General features: G+C 58.8%; 19 protein-coding genes. 9 read left to right on the top strand and 10 right to left on the bottom strand.

Annotated features, from left to right (window positions below; all coding sequences use genetic code 11):
• Positions 1 to 59 precede the first annotated feature (59 nt).
• Positions 60 to 1,070 (top strand): fumarylacetoacetate hydrolase family protein, encoded by a 1,011-nt coding sequence (locus HUO14_RS09310; RefSeq protein ID WP_176279638.1) that lies wholly within the window; start codon positions 60 to 62, stop codon positions 1,068 to 1,070.
• A 49-nt stretch (positions 1,071 to 1,119) separates the two neighbouring features.
• Here HUO14_RS09310 and HUO14_RS09305 read toward each other — a convergent pair whose 3' ends face one another.
• From HUO14_RS09305 to HUO14_RS09295, 3 genes are all read right to left on the bottom strand, one after another.
• The gene (locus HUO14_RS09305; RefSeq protein ID WP_176279637.1) at positions 1,120 to 1,575 is read right to left on the bottom strand and encodes a hypothetical protein; all 456 of its coding nucleotides are present in this window, start codon (positions 1,573 to 1,575) and stop codon (positions 1,120 to 1,122) included.
• A gap of 178 nt (positions 1,576 to 1,753) precedes the next feature.
• Complete coding sequence (locus HUO14_RS09300) at positions 1,754 to 1,894, bottom strand: hypothetical protein (RefSeq protein WP_217907986.1); 141 nt, start codon at positions 1,892 to 1,894, stop codon at positions 1,754 to 1,756.
• A gap of 10 nt (positions 1,895 to 1,904) precedes the next feature.
• Positions 1,905 to 2,510 carry a TetR/AcrR family transcriptional regulator gene (locus tag HUO14_RS09295; RefSeq protein WP_176279636.1) on the bottom strand — a complete coding sequence of 202 codons (606 nt, stop codon included), beginning with the start codon at positions 2,508 to 2,510 and terminating at the stop codon, positions 1,905 to 1,907.
• Between the two features lie 145 nt (positions 2,511 to 2,655).
• On the opposite strand from HUO14_RS09295, the gene HUO14_RS09290 reads away from it, so the two are divergent.
• Positions 2,656 to 3,087, top strand: coding sequence for a DUF6640 family protein (locus tag HUO14_RS09290; RefSeq protein ID WP_176279635.1), 432 nt, complete (start codon positions 2,656 to 2,658; stop codon positions 3,085 to 3,087).
• Positions 3,088 to 3,186: 99 nt separating this feature from the next.
• Positions 3,187 to 3,897 (top strand): CPBP family intramembrane glutamic endopeptidase, encoded by a 711-nt coding sequence (locus tag HUO14_RS09285; RefSeq protein ID WP_176279634.1) that lies wholly within the window; start codon positions 3,187 to 3,189, stop codon positions 3,895 to 3,897.
• A 31-nt stretch (positions 3,898 to 3,928) separates the two neighbouring features.
• Here HUO14_RS09285 and HUO14_RS09280 read toward each other — a convergent pair whose 3' ends face one another.
• On the bottom strand, positions 3,929 to 4,399 hold the full coding sequence (locus HUO14_RS09280) for an Lrp/AsnC family transcriptional regulator (protein WP_176279633.1): 471 nt from the start codon (positions 4,397 to 4,399) through the stop codon (positions 3,929 to 3,931).
• Between the two features lie 103 nt (positions 4,400 to 4,502).
• Here HUO14_RS09280 and HUO14_RS09275 point away from each other — a divergent pair, with 103 nt between their 5' ends.
• Positions 4,503 to 5,540, top strand: a complete 1,038-nt coding sequence (locus HUO14_RS09275; protein ID WP_176279632.1) for a PLP-dependent cysteine synthase family protein — start codon at positions 4,503 to 4,505, stop codon at positions 5,538 to 5,540.
• Here the strand turns inward: HUO14_RS09275 and HUO14_RS09270 are convergent.
• Positions 5,530 to 7,041, bottom strand: a complete 1,512-nt coding sequence (locus tag HUO14_RS09270) for a hypothetical protein (protein ID WP_176279631.1) — start codon at positions 7,039 to 7,041, stop codon at positions 5,530 to 5,532. The genes HUO14_RS09275 and HUO14_RS09270 overlap by 11 nt on opposite strands.
• A gap of 92 nt (positions 7,042 to 7,133) precedes the next feature.
• Between HUO14_RS09270 and HUO14_RS09265 the strand changes: the two genes are divergently transcribed.
• From HUO14_RS09265 to yghU, 5 genes are all read left to right on the top strand, one after another.
• Entirely contained in the window at positions 7,134 to 8,345 is a 1,212-nt protein-coding gene (locus HUO14_RS09265; protein WP_176279630.1) for a CaiB/BaiF CoA transferase family protein, read from the top strand.
• 29 nt (positions 8,346 to 8,374) lie between these two features.
• Complete coding sequence (locus HUO14_RS09260; RefSeq protein WP_176279629.1) at positions 8,375 to 9,487, top strand: acyl-CoA dehydrogenase family protein; 1,113 nt, start codon at positions 8,375 to 8,377, stop codon at positions 9,485 to 9,487.
• Positions 9,488 to 9,608: 121 nt separating this feature from the next.
• Positions 9,609 to 10,805 (top strand): acyl-CoA dehydrogenase family protein, encoded by a 1,197-nt coding sequence (locus HUO14_RS09255; RefSeq protein WP_176279628.1) that lies wholly within the window; start codon positions 9,609 to 9,611, stop codon positions 10,803 to 10,805.
• A gap of 11 nt (positions 10,806 to 10,816) precedes the next feature.
• The gene (locus tag HUO14_RS09250) at positions 10,817 to 11,131 is read left to right on the top strand and encodes a DUF1330 domain-containing protein (RefSeq protein WP_176279627.1); all 315 of its coding nucleotides are present in this window, start codon (positions 10,817 to 10,819) and stop codon (positions 11,129 to 11,131) included.
• Between the two features lie 115 nt (positions 11,132 to 11,246).
• A complete protein-coding gene (gene yghU, locus HUO14_RS09245) occupies positions 11,247 to 12,137 on the top strand; it encodes a glutathione-dependent disulfide-bond oxidoreductase (RefSeq protein WP_176279626.1) in 891 nt (296 codons plus the stop codon).
• Between the two features lie 9 nt (positions 12,138 to 12,146).
• On the opposite strand, the gene HUO14_RS09240 is transcribed toward yghU, so the two are convergent.
• The 5 genes from HUO14_RS09240 to HUO14_RS09220 form a co-directional block, all read right to left on the bottom strand.
• Entirely contained in the window at positions 12,147 to 13,124 is a 978-nt protein-coding gene (locus HUO14_RS09240; protein ID WP_176279625.1) for an MBL fold metallo-hydrolase, read from the bottom strand.
• A gap of 26 nt (positions 13,125 to 13,150) precedes the next feature.
• A complete protein-coding gene (locus tag HUO14_RS09235; RefSeq protein ID WP_176279624.1) occupies positions 13,151 to 13,780 on the bottom strand; it encodes a TetR-type transcription factor C-terminal domain-containing protein in 630 nt (209 codons plus the stop codon).
• A 34-nt stretch (positions 13,781 to 13,814) separates the two neighbouring features.
• Positions 13,815 to 14,687 carry a crotonase/enoyl-CoA hydratase family protein gene (locus HUO14_RS09230; protein ID WP_343046084.1) on the bottom strand — a complete coding sequence of 291 codons (873 nt, stop codon included), beginning with the start codon at positions 14,685 to 14,687 and terminating at the stop codon, positions 13,815 to 13,817.
• A 63-nt stretch (positions 14,688 to 14,750) separates the two neighbouring features.
• On the bottom strand, positions 14,751 to 15,533 hold the full coding sequence (locus HUO14_RS09225) for an SDR family NAD(P)-dependent oxidoreductase (RefSeq protein WP_176279622.1): 783 nt from the start codon (positions 15,531 to 15,533) through the stop codon (positions 14,751 to 14,753).
• 114 nt (positions 15,534 to 15,647) lie between these two features.
• The gene (locus HUO14_RS09220) at positions 15,648 to 16,820 is read right to left on the bottom strand and encodes an acetyl-CoA C-acetyltransferase (RefSeq protein WP_176279621.1); all 1,173 of its coding nucleotides are present in this window, start codon (positions 16,818 to 16,820) and stop codon (positions 15,648 to 15,650) included.
• Positions 16,821 to 16,903 lie beyond the last annotated feature (83 nt).

Genomic DNA, 16,903 nt, shown 5'->3' with positions numbered 1-16,903 from the left:
TCGAATCCTGAGCTTGTCGAAGGGCTCGAGACGAACGGCAGACAGACCGAGGAACGCACATGAAACTCGCCACCCTGAAAAATGACACCCGCGACGGCCGCCTGGTCGTGGTCTCCAAGGATCTCACCCGCTGCAGCGAAGCGAGCCATATCGCCCCGACCCTGCAGGCGGCGCTCGACGACTGGGAGCAATGCGCGCCAAAACTGGAAGCGCTCTACCGCGATGTCGAGCATGAGGCCGTGCCGTGCGAGCGCTTTCACGAGCGGCTCGCCGAATCCCCCCTGCCCCGCGCCTATCAATGGGCCGATGGCAGCGCCTATATCAACCATGTCGAACTGGTCCGGAAAGCACGCGGCGCGGAAGTGCCGGAGAGTTTCTACAGCGATCCATTAATGTATCAGGGCGGCAGCGACGCCTTTCTCGGCCCGCGCGACGATATCCCGCTCGGCGACCCGAAATGGGGCTGCGACATGGAAGGCGAAATTGCGGTGATCACCGACGATGTGCCCGCCGGCACCAGCGCCGCCGACGCCGCCGGCCATATCAAGCTGATCATGCTGTGCAATGATGTCTCCCTGCGCGGCCTGATCCCCGGCGAGCTGGCCAAGGGCTTCGGCTTCTTCCAGTCGAAACCGCCATCGGCTTTCTCCCCGGTCTGCGTCACCCCCGACGAACTGGGCGACGCGTGGAAAGGCTCGGTCATCCATCTGCCGCTGCAGGTCGACTATAACCGCGAGCCGTTCGGCCGCGCCAATGCCGGCAAGGACGCCACCTTCAGCCTCGCCGATCTGGTCGCCCACGCCGCCAAGACGCGCCCCTTGTGCGCCGGCACGATCATCGGCTCCGGCACCGTCTCCAACCAGGGCCCCGACGGCGACCCCGGCAAGCCCGTGTCAGAAGGCGGCCTCGGCTACAGCTGCATCGCCGAAATCCGGATGATCGAGACGATCAACACCGGCGAAGCCAAGACCCCGTTTATGAGCGCCGGCGATACGGTGAAAATCCAGATGCTGGACGCGGACGGTCACTCGATCTTCGGCGCCATCCGGCAGGAGGTTGTGGCGGTTTGATGGGGTTGGTTGTTGGGTGGCCTTTGGTGGCCGCTTTATCCCTAATCGATCACCAAAACCAAATATTCTGAGGCTGCTCACCATCATTGGGACCTATTGAAAAGTCGTAGTCACCCTTTCTTACTTTCCGGATTGAATCAGCGAGTTCCTCAATCCGATAATATCCCAACTCTATTTCCAAACACTGTCCGCTCATTTTCGATGACCATTGGTCTTGTTCGGTATCAGGGTTTTTCACAAAACGAAGAGATTCAGGGGTGAAGACCTTGTAACTTTTGTTCAAGGCGGCTGGCCTGTTTGCTATCGCTTGTGGTGTTTTTTCTAGCCTTATCGTCCTCTTCACCGGGTAATTTGCTTGTTTTAAAAGGTCCAGAAGCTCAACGATATTTTCGCAGCCGATATGATCAGCAAAAAAATGCCAGCCCTTTAGTCCGCGTTTGTCTGGCTTGAAGCGCCACAAGTGAAGTGTGCCGCGCTGTTTCCATTCATTGATTCCACTGTTCATTGATCAACCGTCCGAAATGTCCATGCTGATTGGCGGATAACATCAATTGCTCCTTCGTGCAGCGACATTGTTTCCTACCAATGGTCCTGCTCTCTATAGATTACCCAATGTTCGCTTTTACGCCGAAGCGGACATTGGCGTGGCGCAGCCTCACCTCCACACGTGCTGCACCACACTCTCAAACCGGCACCGCCGTCTCATATTTAATCCGCTCCATCGCGAAGCTCGCCGACACGTCGGACAGCGGCACCGCCTTGATCAGTTTCTTGTACACCCGGTCATAGTCGGCGACATCGCGACCTATCCGTTCCGGATCCAAATCAAATCGATCACAGACCATAATGGTCAAATATGGTGCGGAACATCTTGAGGAGGGCTTCGGGGCGATCTTCGCCGCTGGTGCTGTCTGCCCGGTCTTCGAACATGCCGACGATTTTCAGGTCGATATAGCCATGCATCATCGACCAGAGGCCGATGGCGACCGTATGTTTATCGACATTGCGTCCGGCGACCAGCCTGTCGATCTCGTCGCAGATATGGTCATAGACGGCGTCCTCGCGGATGCGCATTGCCTCGCATTCATGGTCGACGACATCGTTGCGCCAGAGCAAGGCGTACCGATGGGGATGATTGGCGCCATATTCGAAAAAACACCGGACCACGCTTTCGATCCGCAAGACGGGATCATCTGACGTGCGTTCCAGCCGCTCTGATATACGGGCCTGGATATCGTCGAACAGCGTGACGGCCAGACCGGTCAGCAAGGCGCGGCGATCCTTGAAATGATTGACCGGCGCCGCATGGGATACGCCGGCCTTGCGGGCGACCGCCCGTATGCCGACGCCCGAATCGCCCTGTTCATCCAGAAGTTCCAGCGCGGCATCGAGCAGCGCGCGCTTAAGGTCACCGTGATGAAATTGTTTCGCTTTCGCCATGGGCTCATATTGGCGGCGCCAACATCAAAGTCAAATTCTCAAAATGCTGTGTGGCAATTTCGCGGATGCCACCCGGGGAATAAAATTGACACTGTCAATTTATGGCCGTATGTAGACAGCGTCAATATCGTGGAGTGCTAATTCAATGTACAGATTCGCAGCAATTGTGGTGACCCTGAGCGCGCTGATATCGGGAATCGTCATCCCCGTTCTGGAACTCAACGAAACCCATCTTTTCAATCCCGACTGGCCTGCCCATGCGCGGCTTCATGAAGCCTGGCAGCTGATGACCAACTCTGCCCTGTCGGCGCTCGCCGTGTTTCTCATCTGGTCCGGCCGGGCGCCGCGCCTGGCGATCATATTGTCCCTGCTAATCAGTGTCCCGTTCCTGCTGGCCTTTGCCGCGAGCGCAACTTACGGCGGCTCGATGCTGCACTCCGATGGCACGCAACTGGCCGTCTGGGGCATGAATCTCGGGGTGCTTGTCGCCCTGATCATGTCCTCTCTGCTGCTGCTGAGCCTGGCACTGTTCCGCCCGGCAGAACCAGAAACCCAAAACCAGGCCACAGCGCAGTAATTGCTCTGCTGTCCGGATCCGGAGCCAGCGTCACCCCGCCTGCAAGCCGCGGCATGGCCAGAAAACACAAGAAAACAATCCGATGGATAAGCTGACGCCATGACCGAAACCGCCCCTTCACCCAGACGTCTGCGGCTTCTTCTCGAATTCACCATTCTGGTCGGCTTGTGGTTTCTGCTCAAATTTGCGCTTGATGCCTATATATGGCGCTATAGCGGACCGGTTTCGCTGGCGATAATTCTGGTGCTGACCTTCTTCTATCTTCGCTGGCGCGGACGGCCCTTGTCATGGATCGGGCTGGTTCCGCTCAAGTCCGCCGGAAACTGGCTGCTCCTGCTCCCGCAATTTCTGCTCGCCATGATTGTGATGGGGGCGGTCGGTGCCGGCATCAATTTTGGCGGCGCGGCCTTGGGTCTGGCGTTTATGGAACCCGATCTGGCAGCGGCCGAAAACCGCTTCGGTGATCTGGCGGGAAATATGTCGGCCTATCTGACCTGGCTTGCCATCATCTGGTTCGCCGGTCCCGCCGAAGAGCTTTTCTTCAGGGGCTTCATGATCGGGCAGTTGCGGGAGATACTTGGCCGTTCACGCTGGGCGACCGTTTGCAGCATTCTAATTCCGGCCATTCTCTTCGGGGTCGGCCATATATATTATCAAGGCCTTCGGGGATTGATCGTAACGGGCAGTGTCGCAGCGGCGCTTGGCATCCTGTTCATCCTCTACAAGCGCAACATTTGGCCTCTGGCCCTGGCCCATGCGGCGATAAACTCATTCTCGTTCACCGCGATGTACATGCAGTGGGATATTTGATGATCGGGATGCGGCGGGTTTCTTAGGATATTCAAACCGGCACCGCCGTCTCATATTTGATCCGCTCCATCGCAAAGCTCGCCGACACATCGGATAGCGGCACCGCCTTGATCAGTTTCTTGTAGACCCGGTCATAGTCGGCGACATCGCGGACCAGCAGTTTGAGCATATAGTCGACCTCCCCCGCCATCCGGTAGAATTCGACCACCTCCTCGATAGACGAGGCAGCAGCGGCGAATTTTGTCAGCCATTGGTCGCTGTGGTCGCTGGTCCGCACGGCGACGAAGACGGTCATCGACAGGCCCACCGCTTCCGGATCGATGATCGCCACCCGGCGGGCAATGATGCCGTCCGCCTCCATCCGCTTGATCCGCCGCCAGCAGGCGTTGGTCGACAGGCTGAGCTGCGCCGCGAGATTTTCCAGCGACAGGCTGGCATCGCGCTGCAAGGCTTTCAGGATATTGCGGTCATTATCATCAATATTTTTTATCTTTGAGGTCATTATCAGATTTTTATCACAATGTTTTGCTCCATCAAAGGATTATTGGCAAAGATATTTGCCATCCGCCCATCCATAACGGGCCCCTGTTCAAGGGGGAACCAATATGCTCGATCGGGTCGGACGCACATCAGACGACAAATTTCACTGCCTTTCCGGACTGATCGGCAACACCCCGATGCTGCGGATCGATGCCCGCTGCGAGGGACGGGACATCACCGTCTATGCCAAGGCGGAAATGTATAATTTCTCCGGCAGCATCAAGGACCGGATGGCGCTCAACATAATCCGCAACGCCACCCGCTCGGGCGCGCTGAAGCCCGGCCAGCGGATCGCCGAGGCGACCAGCGGCAATGCCGGGATCGCGATGGCCGCGCTCGGCACCGCGCTCGGCCACCCGGTTACCATCTACATGCCCGACTGGATGAGCGTCGAACGGCGCGCCATCATCGCCAGCCACGGCGCCGATATCCGGCTGGTGTCGAAGGAGGAAGGCGGCTTCCTCGGCTCGATCGCCATGGCCGAAGCCTTGGGCAAGAATGAAGGCGCGTTCCTGCCGCGGCAATTCTCCAACGATGACAATTGCAACGCCCATTGCCAGGGCACCGCGCCGGAAATCTGGAGCCAGGTCGCGGGTGACGGTGGCCAGATCGGCGGCTTTGTCGCCGGTGTCGGCACCGGCGGCACGGTGATGGGCGTCGGGCGCTTCCTGAAGGAACGCGACCCCAGCATTTCGGTCCATCCGGTCGAACCGGTCGAATCTCCGACCCTGTCAACCGGCCACAAGGTCGGCCACCATCGCATCCAGGGCGTTTCGGACGAATTCATCCCGGAAATCGTCAAGCTCGACCAGGTCGATTCGATAATCGCGGTGAATGACGGCGATTCCATCCTGATGGCGCAGAAACTGTGCAAGCAGTTCGGGCTGGGCGTCGGCATTTCCAGCGGCGGCAATCTGATCGCCGCGATCCGCTGCGCCTTGCAGCAGGAACCGGACGCCGACGGCAAATATCGCGCCGTGGCCACGGTGTTCCCGGACAGCAACAGCAAATATCTCTCGACCGACCTGGCGAAGGAAGAACCATGCCGGGACTGCTATCTGACCCCGAAAATCGAACTGCTGGATATGCAGACTATTCGCTGAGCTTCGCGATATTGCGATCATCGGCGGCGGTGACATCGACGGAAAGACCGATCAGGTCGGTATCTTCCGGCGCATCGGGCAGGACACCGATTGCGGGCAATCCCTGCTCGTCTTCCAGCCACAGGCTCGCCGCGCCGCGGCTCGCCTTGCCATAAGGCATGACATAGCTTCTGATCACCGCCTTGCCGTTGAAATAATGCTCTTCCTTGACATGGTCCGGCTTCGGGATGCGCACCGGCTCTGCAATCCGGGCGGGGGTCCAGCCGCCAGCAACAGGCTGGGCTGCGTAGATACCCACCGATTCCTTGTTGATCACCCCGCCATTGGCCGAGATCATGCCCGGCTTGCTGCCATCCTTGCGCAACGCCTGGACCAGAGCGACCATCCCGTGGGCGCTGTAGCTGTTGCCCGGCCCGCCAAAGAAGCTCAGTCCGCCGGTCAGCGTATAGGACGCCAGCGAGCGGTCCGGCGAACCCAGCGCGTCCATCGCCAGCGAGACCGCTACCGGGAAACAGCTGTAGATATCCATCGGACCGAGATCGGCGGCTTCCACTTCCGCCAGTTCCAGCGCCTTGGGAAAGGCGACCTGCATCGCCGGCGAAACCGACAAGTCGTCCTGATGGCTCATCAGCGGCACGCTCGCGTCGGCGCCGCTGTGCAGATAGATCATCTTGTCTTCGGATATGCCCAGTTCCGCGGCATACCCCGCCGTGGTCAGGATGACCGCCGCGCCCAGCTCGACCGCATCCTGCGCCACCATCCAGCGGCGATAGGGATCGTTGAGCCGGTAATTGCCGTGATCATCGGCGAGCAATTCCTCTGCGGTCCAGTCGCGCGCGAATTGCGCATGGTCGCGGGTCAGAGATACGCCAGCAAAGGCTTCCCACAATTCGGCCATCTCCTTGGCGTAGCTGACACGGTTCATGCCCAGCCGGGCGCGCCGGGCGTTCTCGACGATGCCGTAGGCCATCGGCATGCTGATGATCCCCTGTCGCCATTCATATGCGGTCAGCATCTTGTCTTCGCTGGTGATCAGATCGGTCATCTCGCGGGTCGCAGGCTGGTTCCAGTCAAGCTTGTGACCGCTCCGCCGCGCCCGCTTGACGGTTCCCATATTCTCAGCGCTGGAGAGCATCACCGCCTTATATTCGCCGCTGTGCACCTGGGCCGCCAACTTGTTGAGATGTTTCTGGGGGCTCTGGCCCCCGACATCGCCATATAAAAGCGTTTCGGGATTCAGGCCCGAAGCCGCGGCGACCGCTTCGGGATGATTTTCCGGCGAACCAAATTCATGTGGCAAGCCGCTATCGTGGAACAGGCGAATCGACAGCAGGCAATCGATCGACGCTGCCAGCTTTTCTGCCGCGCCGCTGTCATCCAGCGCCGCCTTGACCGCAGCCGCCGCCAGATCAACCGTCGAGGGCCATTCCAGCCCCAGAGATCCGCCGCTCGCTTCCCCCACACCAACCAACACCGGAGCCTTCGGATCTGCCAAAGCCATATAAAATCCCCAAAAATAAACAGTTCATCAATCGATTAAACATGATAACAGACGGGGGAATCAATGCACCTAAATAAATTGGGGACGATCGAATGAGCGGATGGCCAGAGCTGCAATGGGATACCGAACCGACCGGTCCGCTCAAGGGGCTGAAGATCGTCGATATGTCGACCGTTGTGCTTGGCCCTTTCGCGACCGTCAATTTTGCCGACATGGGCGCAGACGTCATCAAGGTGGAAAATGGCGAGGGCAAATTCGCCGGCGACATGATGCGCCATGCCGGCGACAGTCCGACCGGCGATCTCGGCCCGATCTTTTCCTCGCTCAACCGCAACAAGAAATCGGTAACGCTCAACGGCAAGGATGATGACGACAAGGCGGTCATCCTCGAACTTCTCAAACATGCCGACGTTTTCTTTCACAATGTGCGGCTCGCCGGCATGGCGCGTCTCGGGCTCGACTATGAAAGCGTCAAGGCGATCAATCCGGGCATCGTCTATGTCCACTGCGCCGGTTTTGGCCAGGGCGGCGAATATGAAAAGCGCCAGGCCTATGACGACCTGATCCAGTGCGCCTCCGGCTTTGCCAGCCTGTTCGAAATGCGCGGCGACAGCGGGCGCCCGCTCTACATGCCGTCGCTGGTCGCCGACAAGACCATCGGTCTGTTCGCGGTCAACGCCACGCTCGCGGCCATGTATCACAAGGAAAAGACCGGCGAGGGGCAATTTGTCCAGGTGCCGATGTTCGAAGCCTTTACCTGGTTCAACATGGTCGAAAATCTGTGGGGAGAGACCTTCATCCCGGGCAACGGCAAGATGGCCTATACAAGGTCGATTAACCCCAATCGCAAACCCTATCCGACCAAGGACGGCTATATCGGCCTGGTCCCCTATAGCGACGCGCAATGGGAGAAATTCTTCGAGCTTGGCGGCAAGCCCGGCGTGTTTCAGGAACCGCGCTTTGCAACCTATACCGAGCGCACCAAGAACATCACCGCGCTCTATGCGCTGATCGAGGAAATCGCCGCCACCAAGACAACCGACGAGTGGCTGCCCTTGCTCGACGAGCATAATATCCCGGCCATGCGCTATAACAAGATCGCCGATGTCCTCGACGATCCGCATCTCCAGCAGGTCGGTTTCTGGCAGGAACGCGAGGGACCGAAGATCGGCAAATACCGGACGATCAAACATCCGGTCCATTATTCTGCCAGCCCGGCCAATATCTATGCCGACCCGCCGACACTCGGCGCGGACAATGACGAAATACGGGGTGCCCTCGGCATGCCCGCCAACGACGAATGATAATGATAAAACAGGACGAGGTTTGAACCATGAATTTTGATTTCTCTGACGATCAGAAGTTTCTCCGCGACGAAGCACGCAAGTTTCTCGAGGCACAATGCACCAGCGCCCATGTCCGAGCCGTGCTCGATGATGAAAATATGAGCCACAATGACGGCGTGTGGAAAAAGATTGTGGGAATGGGCTGGCTCGGCGCCGCCATTCCCGAAGAATATGGCGGGCTTGGCCTCGGCATGCTCGAGCTTTGCGTGATTGCCGAAGAACTGGGCCGCGTTCTCGCGCCCGTGCCATTCGGATCATCGGCCTTTTTCTTCGCCGAAGCGCTGAAGCTGGCGGGTAGCGAAGAACAGAAGCTGGAACTGCTGCCCAAGGTCGCCGACGGCAGCCTGATCGGCTGTATCGCGATCAGCGAAGGACCGGGCGAGATCAAGGCCGGCAATGTCGCCACCCGGCTGGGCGGAGGCACGATATCGGGCAAGAAGATCCCGGTGACCGACGGCGATATCGCCACCCATGCGGTGGTGCTGGTAAAAGACGGCAGCGGCGAAAGCCTCGTCATCGTCGATCTGAATCAGAGCGGCGTATCGCGGGAACCGATCAAGACGCTCGAGCCGACCCGCAGCCATGCAACGATCAGCTTCGATGGCGCAGCGGCAGAACTGCTCGGTGAATCCGGCAACGGCATGGCCCTGCTCGACCAGATCAACGACCGGGCGGCGGTTCTGCTCGCCTTCGAACAATTGGGCGGCGCCTCGCGCTGTCTCGAAATGGCCAATGAATATGCCAAGGAACGCGTCGCTTTCGGTCGCGCCATCGGCGGCAACCAGGCGATCAAGCACAAGCTAGCGGACATGTATGTCAAGAACGAGGTCGCCCGTTCCAATGCTTATTATGGTGCCTGGGCGCTATCGAGCAATGCCGCGGAACTGCCCGAAGCGGCCGCCGCAGCGCGGGTCGCGGCATCGGAAGCTTACTGGTTCGCCTCGAAAGAGAATATCCAGACCCACGGCGGCATGGGCTTCACCTGGGAAGTGGATTGCCACCTCTTCTACCGCCGCGCCAAATTGCTGGCCGTGCAGGCGGGTAGCCCGGCGGTCTGGAAAGAGAAATTGGTCAGCGCGCTCGAAGCAAAAAATGATTGAATTTCTAGCCATGAGTGCCGTTCGACCTGAGCCTGGACAGCCTGACGTGCGCACTCGTACTTCGACAAGCTCAGCACGAACGGGCGTTGGTGCGTGGGTCAAAAGAGCAAAGGAATAGACTATGGATTTCAACGACACAGCAGAAGAAGCAGAATTTCGCGCCGAGGCCCATGCCTTTCTGTCGCAGCATCTCAAGCCCAAGACGCCGGGCGCCCTGCGCTCCGGTGGCCGCGAGGATTTTCTTGAGCGCGCCAAGGCGTGGCAGAAGACCAAGGCGCAAGGCGGCTTTGCGCAGATCACCTGGCCCAAGGAAATGGGCGGCCGCGGCGGCACCGTGATGCAGCAGGTCATCTGGGGACAGGAAGAGGCCAAATTTGACGCGCCGACCGGCCCCTTTGCCATCGGTCTCGGCATGTGCGTGCCAACCGTGATTGCCTTTGGATCGGACGAGCACAAGAAACGCTATGTCCAGAAAGCGCTGATGGGCGAGGAAATCTGGTGCCAGCTCTTCTCCGAACCGGCAGCCGGGTCGGATGTTGCCGGTCTCAAGACAAAAGCGGTCAAGGATGGGGACGAATGGGTCATAAATGGCCAGAAAGTGTGGACTTCCGGGGCACATTATTCCGATTATGGTATCCTTCTGGTCCGTACCGACCCCAATGTGCCCAAGCACAAGGGACTGACCATGTTCATCGTCGACATGAAGCAGAAGGGCGTCGATGTCCGGCCGATCCACCAGGCCTCCGGCGGCAAGGAATTTAACGAAGTCTATTTCAGCGACGTCCGCATTCCGGACAGCGACCGGCTCGGCGAACCGGGCATGGGCTGGAAAGTCGCGCTCGTCACCCTGATGAACGAACGGCTGGCGGTCGGCGGCTCTCCGGGTCCCGACTGGAAGGAAATCATGGATTATGCGCGGTCCGCCGGCACCATGTCCGACCAGGCATTCCGTGCCAAGCTGGCCGACTGGTATGTCGCGGCGCAGGGCTACAAACTGACCAAGTTCCGCACCCAGACCGCCTTGTCTCGCGGCGAAACACCCGGTCCGGAAAATGCCATCGGCAAGATCATCAACGCCAACCATCTGCAGGATATCTGCAACAGCGCGATCGAAATGCAGGACCATTTCGGCATCATTGCCGACAAGGACGAAGTGCCCTCGGACGCGATTTTCCAGGAAAGCTTCATGTGGGCACCGGGCCTCAGGATCGCCGGCGGTACCGATGAAATCCTGAAAAATATAATCGCCGAACGGGTCTTGGGACTGCCGCAGGATGTGCGGGTCGACAAGGACAAGACCTTCGCGGAAATGAACTAGGAAGCAGAAATATGACCGAACAACCCGTCCATGTCGTAGCCAATTTCACCGTGCAGGACGCGGCGAAATATCGGGAATATGAAAAGGGATTTTTCCCGATCCTGAAACGGCATGGCGGGGAGTTCATCACCTATGATGACGGCAGCATCACCTTTGAAGGCGCGGCCCCGCCGCAAGGCCGCGTCGTGATGTTCCGCTTCCCGCACGAGGCAGCGGCCACCGCTTGGTATAATGATCCCGATTACCAGGCCCTGTCCGAACATCGCCGCGCCGGGACGACGCTGCAATTTATCACCATGGTGCACAGCATTCCGCCGCGCAATTAAGCCGCGGTCATAAATCCGCTTGGAGCGGACGCAGAAAATCTTGCGTGATCAGTGCGCTTACCGATGCTATCGCTTGCCCATAGCAACAACGGCCAATCCAAAAAGGAATGATCCCATGACCGACAATCTGCCCGATTACACGCCCCCGAAAGTCTGGAAATGGGACAAGGCCAATGGCGGCCGCTTTGCCAATATCAATCGCCCGATCGCCGGCCCGACCAAGGAAGTCGAACTGCCGGTCGGCAAGCATCCGTTCCAGCTCTATTCAATGGCAACGCCCAATGGCGTGAAGGTCACCGTGATGCTCGAGGAGTTGCTTGCGCTCGGGCACAAGGGCGCCGAATATGACGCCTATTTCATCAATATCGGCGAAGGCGACCAATTCGGCAGCGGCTTTGTCGACATCAACCCGAACAGCAAGATTCCGGCGCTGATGGATCACAGCACCGAGACACCGACCCGCCTGTTCGAATCCGGCTCGATGCTGCTTTATCTCGCCGAGAAATTCGGTGCATTCCTCCCCAGCGATCACAACAAGCGCACCGAAGCGCTGAACTGGCTGTTCTGGCAAATGGGCAGCGCGCCTTATCTCGGCGGCGGCTTTGGCCATTTCTATGCTTATGCGCCGGTGAAGATCGAATATTGCATCGACCGCTTCGCGATGGAGGTGAAACGCCAGCTCGACGTGCTCGACCGCCATCTTGCGGACAATGAATATATGGCGGGCGACGAATATAGCATCGCCGATATGGCTATCTGGCCCTGGTATGGCGCGCTGGTCAAGAATATCGTCTATGAAGCATCCGAATTTCTCGACACCGCATCCTACAAGAATATGAACCGCTGGACAGACATGATCGGCGAGCGTCCTGCGGTGCAGCGCGGAAAGATGGTCAACCGCGCCTGGGGTGATCTCGAAGGCCAGCTGCGCGAACGCCATGATGCCAGCGATTTCGAACTGCGCACCCAGGACAAGCTCGAACCGGAAGGCGAAGCGGCGGAGTAGAGGCCGCTACTAGCGCGTCAAACTCGCGTAAACGCGGCTGAGGAAGCTGGGCAGCATCATTTCATTAGCCTGAAATTCGGCGTCGAAGTCCGCCGTCGGTTTGGCGGCCATGATTTCCTCGAGGCTTTTGCCATCGTCAATCAGCGCCTGCACCCGCCCCTGGATGATCGTCAGCACCTCGATATAACGGGCAAGCTTCGCGCGGTCTGTCACCGGTCCGTGGCCGGGGATGACTTTCGTATCATCGTCGATCGCGTCGTGGACTGCCTGGCAGAAAGCGATCATGCCGGCCAGGTCACCACCATTGTCGGCGTCGATGAACGGATAGCCGGCGTTGTTGAACACATCGCCGAGATGGACCGCGTTGACGCCGCGAAAGATAACCGCCGCATCGCCATTGGTGTGCGCCGGACCGACATGCAGCAGTTCGATTGTCTCACCATTGATGTGAAACTGCATGGTCCGGTCAAAGGTGATGTCGGACAGCGCATGTTCGGGATAGGCTTTCTGCTCGCCGGCAAAGGGACCGAAATTGACGATGTGATCGTCCAGCATCATCGCCCGGCTGTTGGACTGGCTGACGATCCAGCTGCCCTCCTTGCCAAGCGTGATATTGCCGTCGGCATGGTCGAAATGCCAGTGGGTGTTGATCACGAAATCAACCTTGTCGCTGCCGATGTCCTTGAGCGCCGCCTTGATCTTGGGCATTAGCTGCGGGAACTGGTCATCGACGATCAGCGTGCCGTCCTTGCCGACCGACACCGCGATATTGCCGCCCAGTCCGAACAGGACATAGAGGCCGTCCGCCACCTTCTCGGTCTTGATCTCGGCCTTGTCAAAGTCCCAGCCGAACGCCGTATAGATTTGATCGGCGCTCATCACCGGCCCATGCGCCGCGTGTTCCGCTGGCGCGCTGCCATGAGCGAAAGCAGGTGATGCAACCGTTGCGGCGAGAGCCAGTCCCAGACTTGCCAAAGACCTTTTCATAAGCACTCCCCGTTTCGTTTTTCCGATTATTTCAAAATTCCCGCCATGATCAGGTCGACGGTCTGCTCGCGATAGGCGTCGCGCATCCTTGTGTCGAAATCATCCCGGCCATAGCAATATTTCCAGACCAGCTTGCCGGTAAAGAAGCGGTCGGCCGCGCCGGTAACGGCGGAATAGAAGAGATCGGGATCGACATCCCGAAACACGCCCGACTTGATGCCTTCGCCTACAAATGTCTTGTAGGCCTCGGAAAGCGGCTTGAGATATTTGTCGGCAATCTTGCGCGCGCCTTCGGGCGGCAGTTCGCGAATCAGGCGCATGGTCAGCCGGTTGAGATAGGGAAATTCATAATAGGTATCGATCACCGCGCCGATATGATGGCGAAGCTTGTCCTCCGGCGGCATGTCCTTTTTGATCAACAGACCGACCTGCACCAGAATATTGTCCATATCCCGTTCGAGAATCGCCTCGAGCAGGCCATCCTTGTTGCCGAAATAATATTTCACCAGCGCACTGTTGAGGCCGGACAGGACCGATAGTTCGCTGAACGAGATATCGATCGTATCGCCCTGCCGCATGATCTGGCTGGCCGTTTCGATCAGCTTGTCGCGGGCCCCCGCCTCATTCGCCTTTGCCGCCAATTTGTCGACGCCCATAGTCTTCCCCTAACCATTCGAATTCACATTTCTGTCACTTATAGACAGGTTCTTCCCACCAAGGGAAGCTGTCTGGCAAGTCACTCGACACTTTGTCCGGATAGTCCGGACTGCGCTTCTCGAGAAAGCTTGCAATACCCTCTTTTGCATCGGCTGATTTCGCCCGATTATAGATGATCCGGCTGTCGACTTTATGCGCTTCCATCGGATGGGCGGCAGCCGGCAATTGCCAGAGCATCTGGCGGGTTACCGCGATCGATACCGGCGCCGTATTGTCGACAATCTCGCGCGCCAGCGCATAAGCGGCGGGCAGCACATCCTCCGGCTCGTGGAGCGAACGCACAAGATCGCCGTCCAGCGCTTCCTGCGCGTCGAACACTCGACCGGTCATGCACCATTCCAGCGCCTGCGCCCGACCGACCAGATTGGGCAGGAACCAGCTGGCTGCGCCGTCCGGCGCGATGCCGCGACGAGCAAAGACAAAACCGAACCGCGCTCCCTCGCTGGACAGCCGCATATCCATCGGCAACAGCATCGTCGCACCGACCCCGACAGCAACACCGTTGATCGCGCCGATGACCGGCTTCAGACACTGATAGATACGCAGCACCAGCAACCCGCCACCGTCACGCACGCGCGGATCGGAATAATCTTTCACCGGTTCGGCGCTGGCAAAGGGTCCGCCGCCATGTTCGGGGGTCAGATCGGCACCGGCGCAAAAGGCGCGGTCGCCGGCTCCGGTGACCACCACTGCGCGGACATCATCGTCGGCATCAATCCGGTCGAAGGCGTCGATCATTTCCTTCATCATCGTGCCGGTAAAGGCGTTCATCTTTTCCGGCCGGTTGAGCGTGATCGTCGCGATATTGTCGGCGACGTCGTAAAGGATCTGCGTATATTCGGTCACGGGCTTCTCCATCAGATACAAAAAGGGCCGCGAGTTTCTCGCAGCCCTTGATGGTTGGGTTTTTTAGCGCGGTGCCATCCGGATGGCGCCATCGAGACGGACATCTTCGCCGTTGAAATATTGCGTCTCGATCATGCACATCGCGAGTGCGGCATATTCGTCCGGCTGGCCGAGGCGCGGCGGATGCGGGACCATTGCGCCCAGCGCATCGCGGACATTCTGCGGCGCACCAGCGAGCAGCGGCGTATCAAAAATGCCGGGCAGGATGGTATTGAGACGGATGCCTTCGCGGGACAGGTCGCGTGCGATCGGCAGGGTCATGCCGACAACGCCGCCCTTGGAAGCGGAATAGGCCGCCTGGCCGATCTGGCCGTCTTCGGCCGCAACCGAAGCGGTGTTGACCATCGCGCCGCGATCACCGTCAGCAAGCGGGTCGAGGGTCAGCATGCCGGCCGCCGATTTGGCGATGCAACGGAAGGTGCCGACCAGATTGACCTGGATGACGAAGTTGAAGGCATCGAGCGGGAAATGCTTGATCGATCCGTCTTCCTTGGAGCGGCTGACGGTCTTGATCGCGTTGCCGATCCCGGCGCAGTTCACAAGGATGCGTTCCTGGCCATTGGCGGCGCGTGCCTTTTCAAAACCGGCGTCGACGCTCTCGTCCTCGGTGACATTGACCTTGCAGAAAACGCCGCCGAGTTCGGATGCCAGTGCTTCGCCCTTTTCCTCGTTGAGGTCGAACAGGGCGACCTTGACGCCCTTGGCAGCGAGACGGCGGGCGGTTGCCGCGCCGAGGCCGGATGCGCCGCCGGTGATGACCGCTGAAATATTGCTGTTGAGTTCCATATTCTTGTCTTTCTTCTTTTATTCGTCATCCTGAACTTGTTTCAGGACCCCTCGCGGGCCTGCGCCATGCGGCACGAGATCCTGAAACAAGTTCAGGATGACGAGATGTTTAATTTAACCGAGACGCTCGATGATCGTTACGTTCGCCTGCCCGCCGCCTTCGCACATCGTCTGCAAGCCGTATTTGCTGCCGCGGGATTCCATGGCATTGAGCAGGGTCGCCATCAATTTGGTACCGGACGCACCAAGCGGGTGGCCAAGAGCGATCGCGCCGCCATTGACGTTGATCTTGTCACGGTCGGCACCGACATGCTTGAGCCATGCAAGTGGAACCGGTGCAAAAGCTTCGTTCACTTCGTAGAGATCGATATCGCCGATATTCATGCCGGCGCGCTGCAGGGCGCGGTCGGTCGCGAACAGGGGCTCTTCGAGCATGATCACCGGATCACCGGCGGTAACCGTAAGGTTCACGATCCGCGCGCGCGGGGTCAGGCCATGGTCTTTCAGCGCCTGTTCGGAACAGACCAGCACCGCGCTCGACCCGTCGCAAATCTGGCTGGCATTGGCAGCGGTAATCGCGCCGCCTTCCTGCAGCACTTTCACGCTGCCGATGCTTTCCTTGGTTGCATCAAAGCGGATGCCTTCATCGACCTTATGGACGTCGTCGCCTTCCGGTGTCTGGATTTTCACGCCGACAATCTCGTTGTCAAACGCGCCGGCTTCGGTGGCCCTGATCGCCTTCTGATGGCTTTCCAGGGCGAACTGGTCGAGATCGTCGCGGTTGAAGCCGTGCTTCTTGACCAGCATTTCGGCGCCCATGAACTGGCTGAACTGGATGCCAGGATAGGCTTTCTCGAGGCCTTCCGACTTGTTCGAGCCGAGTCCGGCGTCCTTGAACAATTTGAACGTCGATCCCATCGGGACCCGGGTCATGCTTTCGATACCGTGTGCCAGGACCATATCCTGGGTGCCGGACATGACGCCCTGCGCCGCGAACTGGATCGACTGCTGCGAGGAACCGCACTGGCGATCGATCGAAACCGAAGGAATGCTGTCCGGGAGGTTGGACGCGAGAACCGCATTGCGGCCAACGTCGCCGGCCTGCTCGCCGCCCTGCATGACGCAGCCGGTGATCACGTCTTCGATCGCGCTCGGGTCGAAATCATTGCGCTCAGCAATCGCGTTCAATGTGGCAGCGCCCAGATCCACTGCATGGATTCCGGCCAAACGACCACCGCGACGGCCTCCAGCGGTACGGACCGCATCTACGATATAAGCTACTGCCATTTTATTGCTCCTTCAGCAAAGTAAGAATCCATAATTTAACTGACCGATTAAACCGCCGGGAGCTTAGCGTCAAATGAAAAAAG

Origin of the sequence: Parasphingorhabdus flavimaris (genome assembly GCF_013371215.1) — a bacterium.
GTDB classification, from domain to species: Bacteria; Pseudomonadota; Alphaproteobacteria; order Sphingomonadales; family Sphingomonadaceae; genus Parasphingorhabdus; species Parasphingorhabdus flavimaris.
Note: the sequence above shows the minus strand (reverse complement) of the source record. Positions and strands in the feature narration are given on the sequence as shown.

Coding starts and splice junctions, on each gene's coding strand:
- HUO14_RS09290 (WP_176279635.1), top strand. CDS start 2,656: ATGTACAGATTCGCAGCAATTGTGGTGACCCTGAGCGCGCTGATATCG.
- HUO14_RS09250 (WP_176279627.1), top strand. CDS start 10,817: ATGACCGAACAACCCGTCCATGTCGTAGCCAATTTCACCGTGCAGGAC.
- HUO14_RS09295 (WP_176279636.1), bottom strand. CDS start 2,510: ATGGCGAAAGCGAAACAATTTCATCACGGTGACCTTAAGCGCGCGCTG.
- HUO14_RS09220 (WP_176279621.1), bottom strand. CDS start 16,820: ATGGCAGTAGCTTATATCGTAGATGCGGTCCGTACCGCTGGAGGCCGT.
- HUO14_RS09280 (WP_176279633.1), bottom strand. CDS start 4,399: ATGACCTCAAAGATAAAAAATATTGATGATAATGACCGCAATATCCTG.
- HUO14_RS09305 (WP_176279637.1), bottom strand. CDS start 1,575: ATGAACAGTGGAATCAATGAATGGAAACAGCGCGGCACACTTCACTTG.
- HUO14_RS09255 (WP_176279628.1), top strand. CDS start 9,609: ATGGATTTCAACGACACAGCAGAAGAAGCAGAATTTCGCGCCGAGGCC.
- HUO14_RS09235 (WP_176279624.1), bottom strand. CDS start 13,780: ATGGGCGTCGACAAATTGGCGGCAAAGGCGAATGAGGCGGGGGCCCGC.
- HUO14_RS09225 (WP_176279622.1), bottom strand. CDS start 15,533: ATGGAACTCAACAGCAATATTTCAGCGGTCATCACCGGCGGCGCATCC.
- HUO14_RS09275 (WP_176279632.1), top strand. CDS start 4,503: ATGCTCGATCGGGTCGGACGCACATCAGACGACAAATTTCACTGCCTT.
- yghU (WP_176279626.1), top strand. CDS start 11,247: ATGACCGACAATCTGCCCGATTACACGCCCCCGAAAGTCTGGAAATGG.
- HUO14_RS09260 (WP_176279629.1), top strand. CDS start 8,375: ATGAATTTTGATTTCTCTGACGATCAGAAGTTTCTCCGCGACGAAGCA.
- HUO14_RS09285 (WP_176279634.1), top strand. CDS start 3,187: ATGACCGAAACCGCCCCTTCACCCAGACGTCTGCGGCTTCTTCTCGAA.
- HUO14_RS09270 (WP_176279631.1), bottom strand. CDS start 7,041: ATGGCTTTGGCAGATCCGAAGGCTCCGGTGTTGGTTGGTGTGGGGGAA.
- HUO14_RS09265 (WP_176279630.1), top strand. CDS start 7,134: ATGAGCGGATGGCCAGAGCTGCAATGGGATACCGAACCGACCGGTCCG.
- HUO14_RS09310 (WP_176279638.1), top strand. CDS start 60: ATGAAACTCGCCACCCTGAAAAATGACACCCGCGACGGCCGCCTGGTC.
- HUO14_RS09240 (WP_176279625.1), bottom strand. CDS start 13,124: ATGAAAAGGTCTTTGGCAAGTCTGGGACTGGCTCTCGCCGCAACGGTT.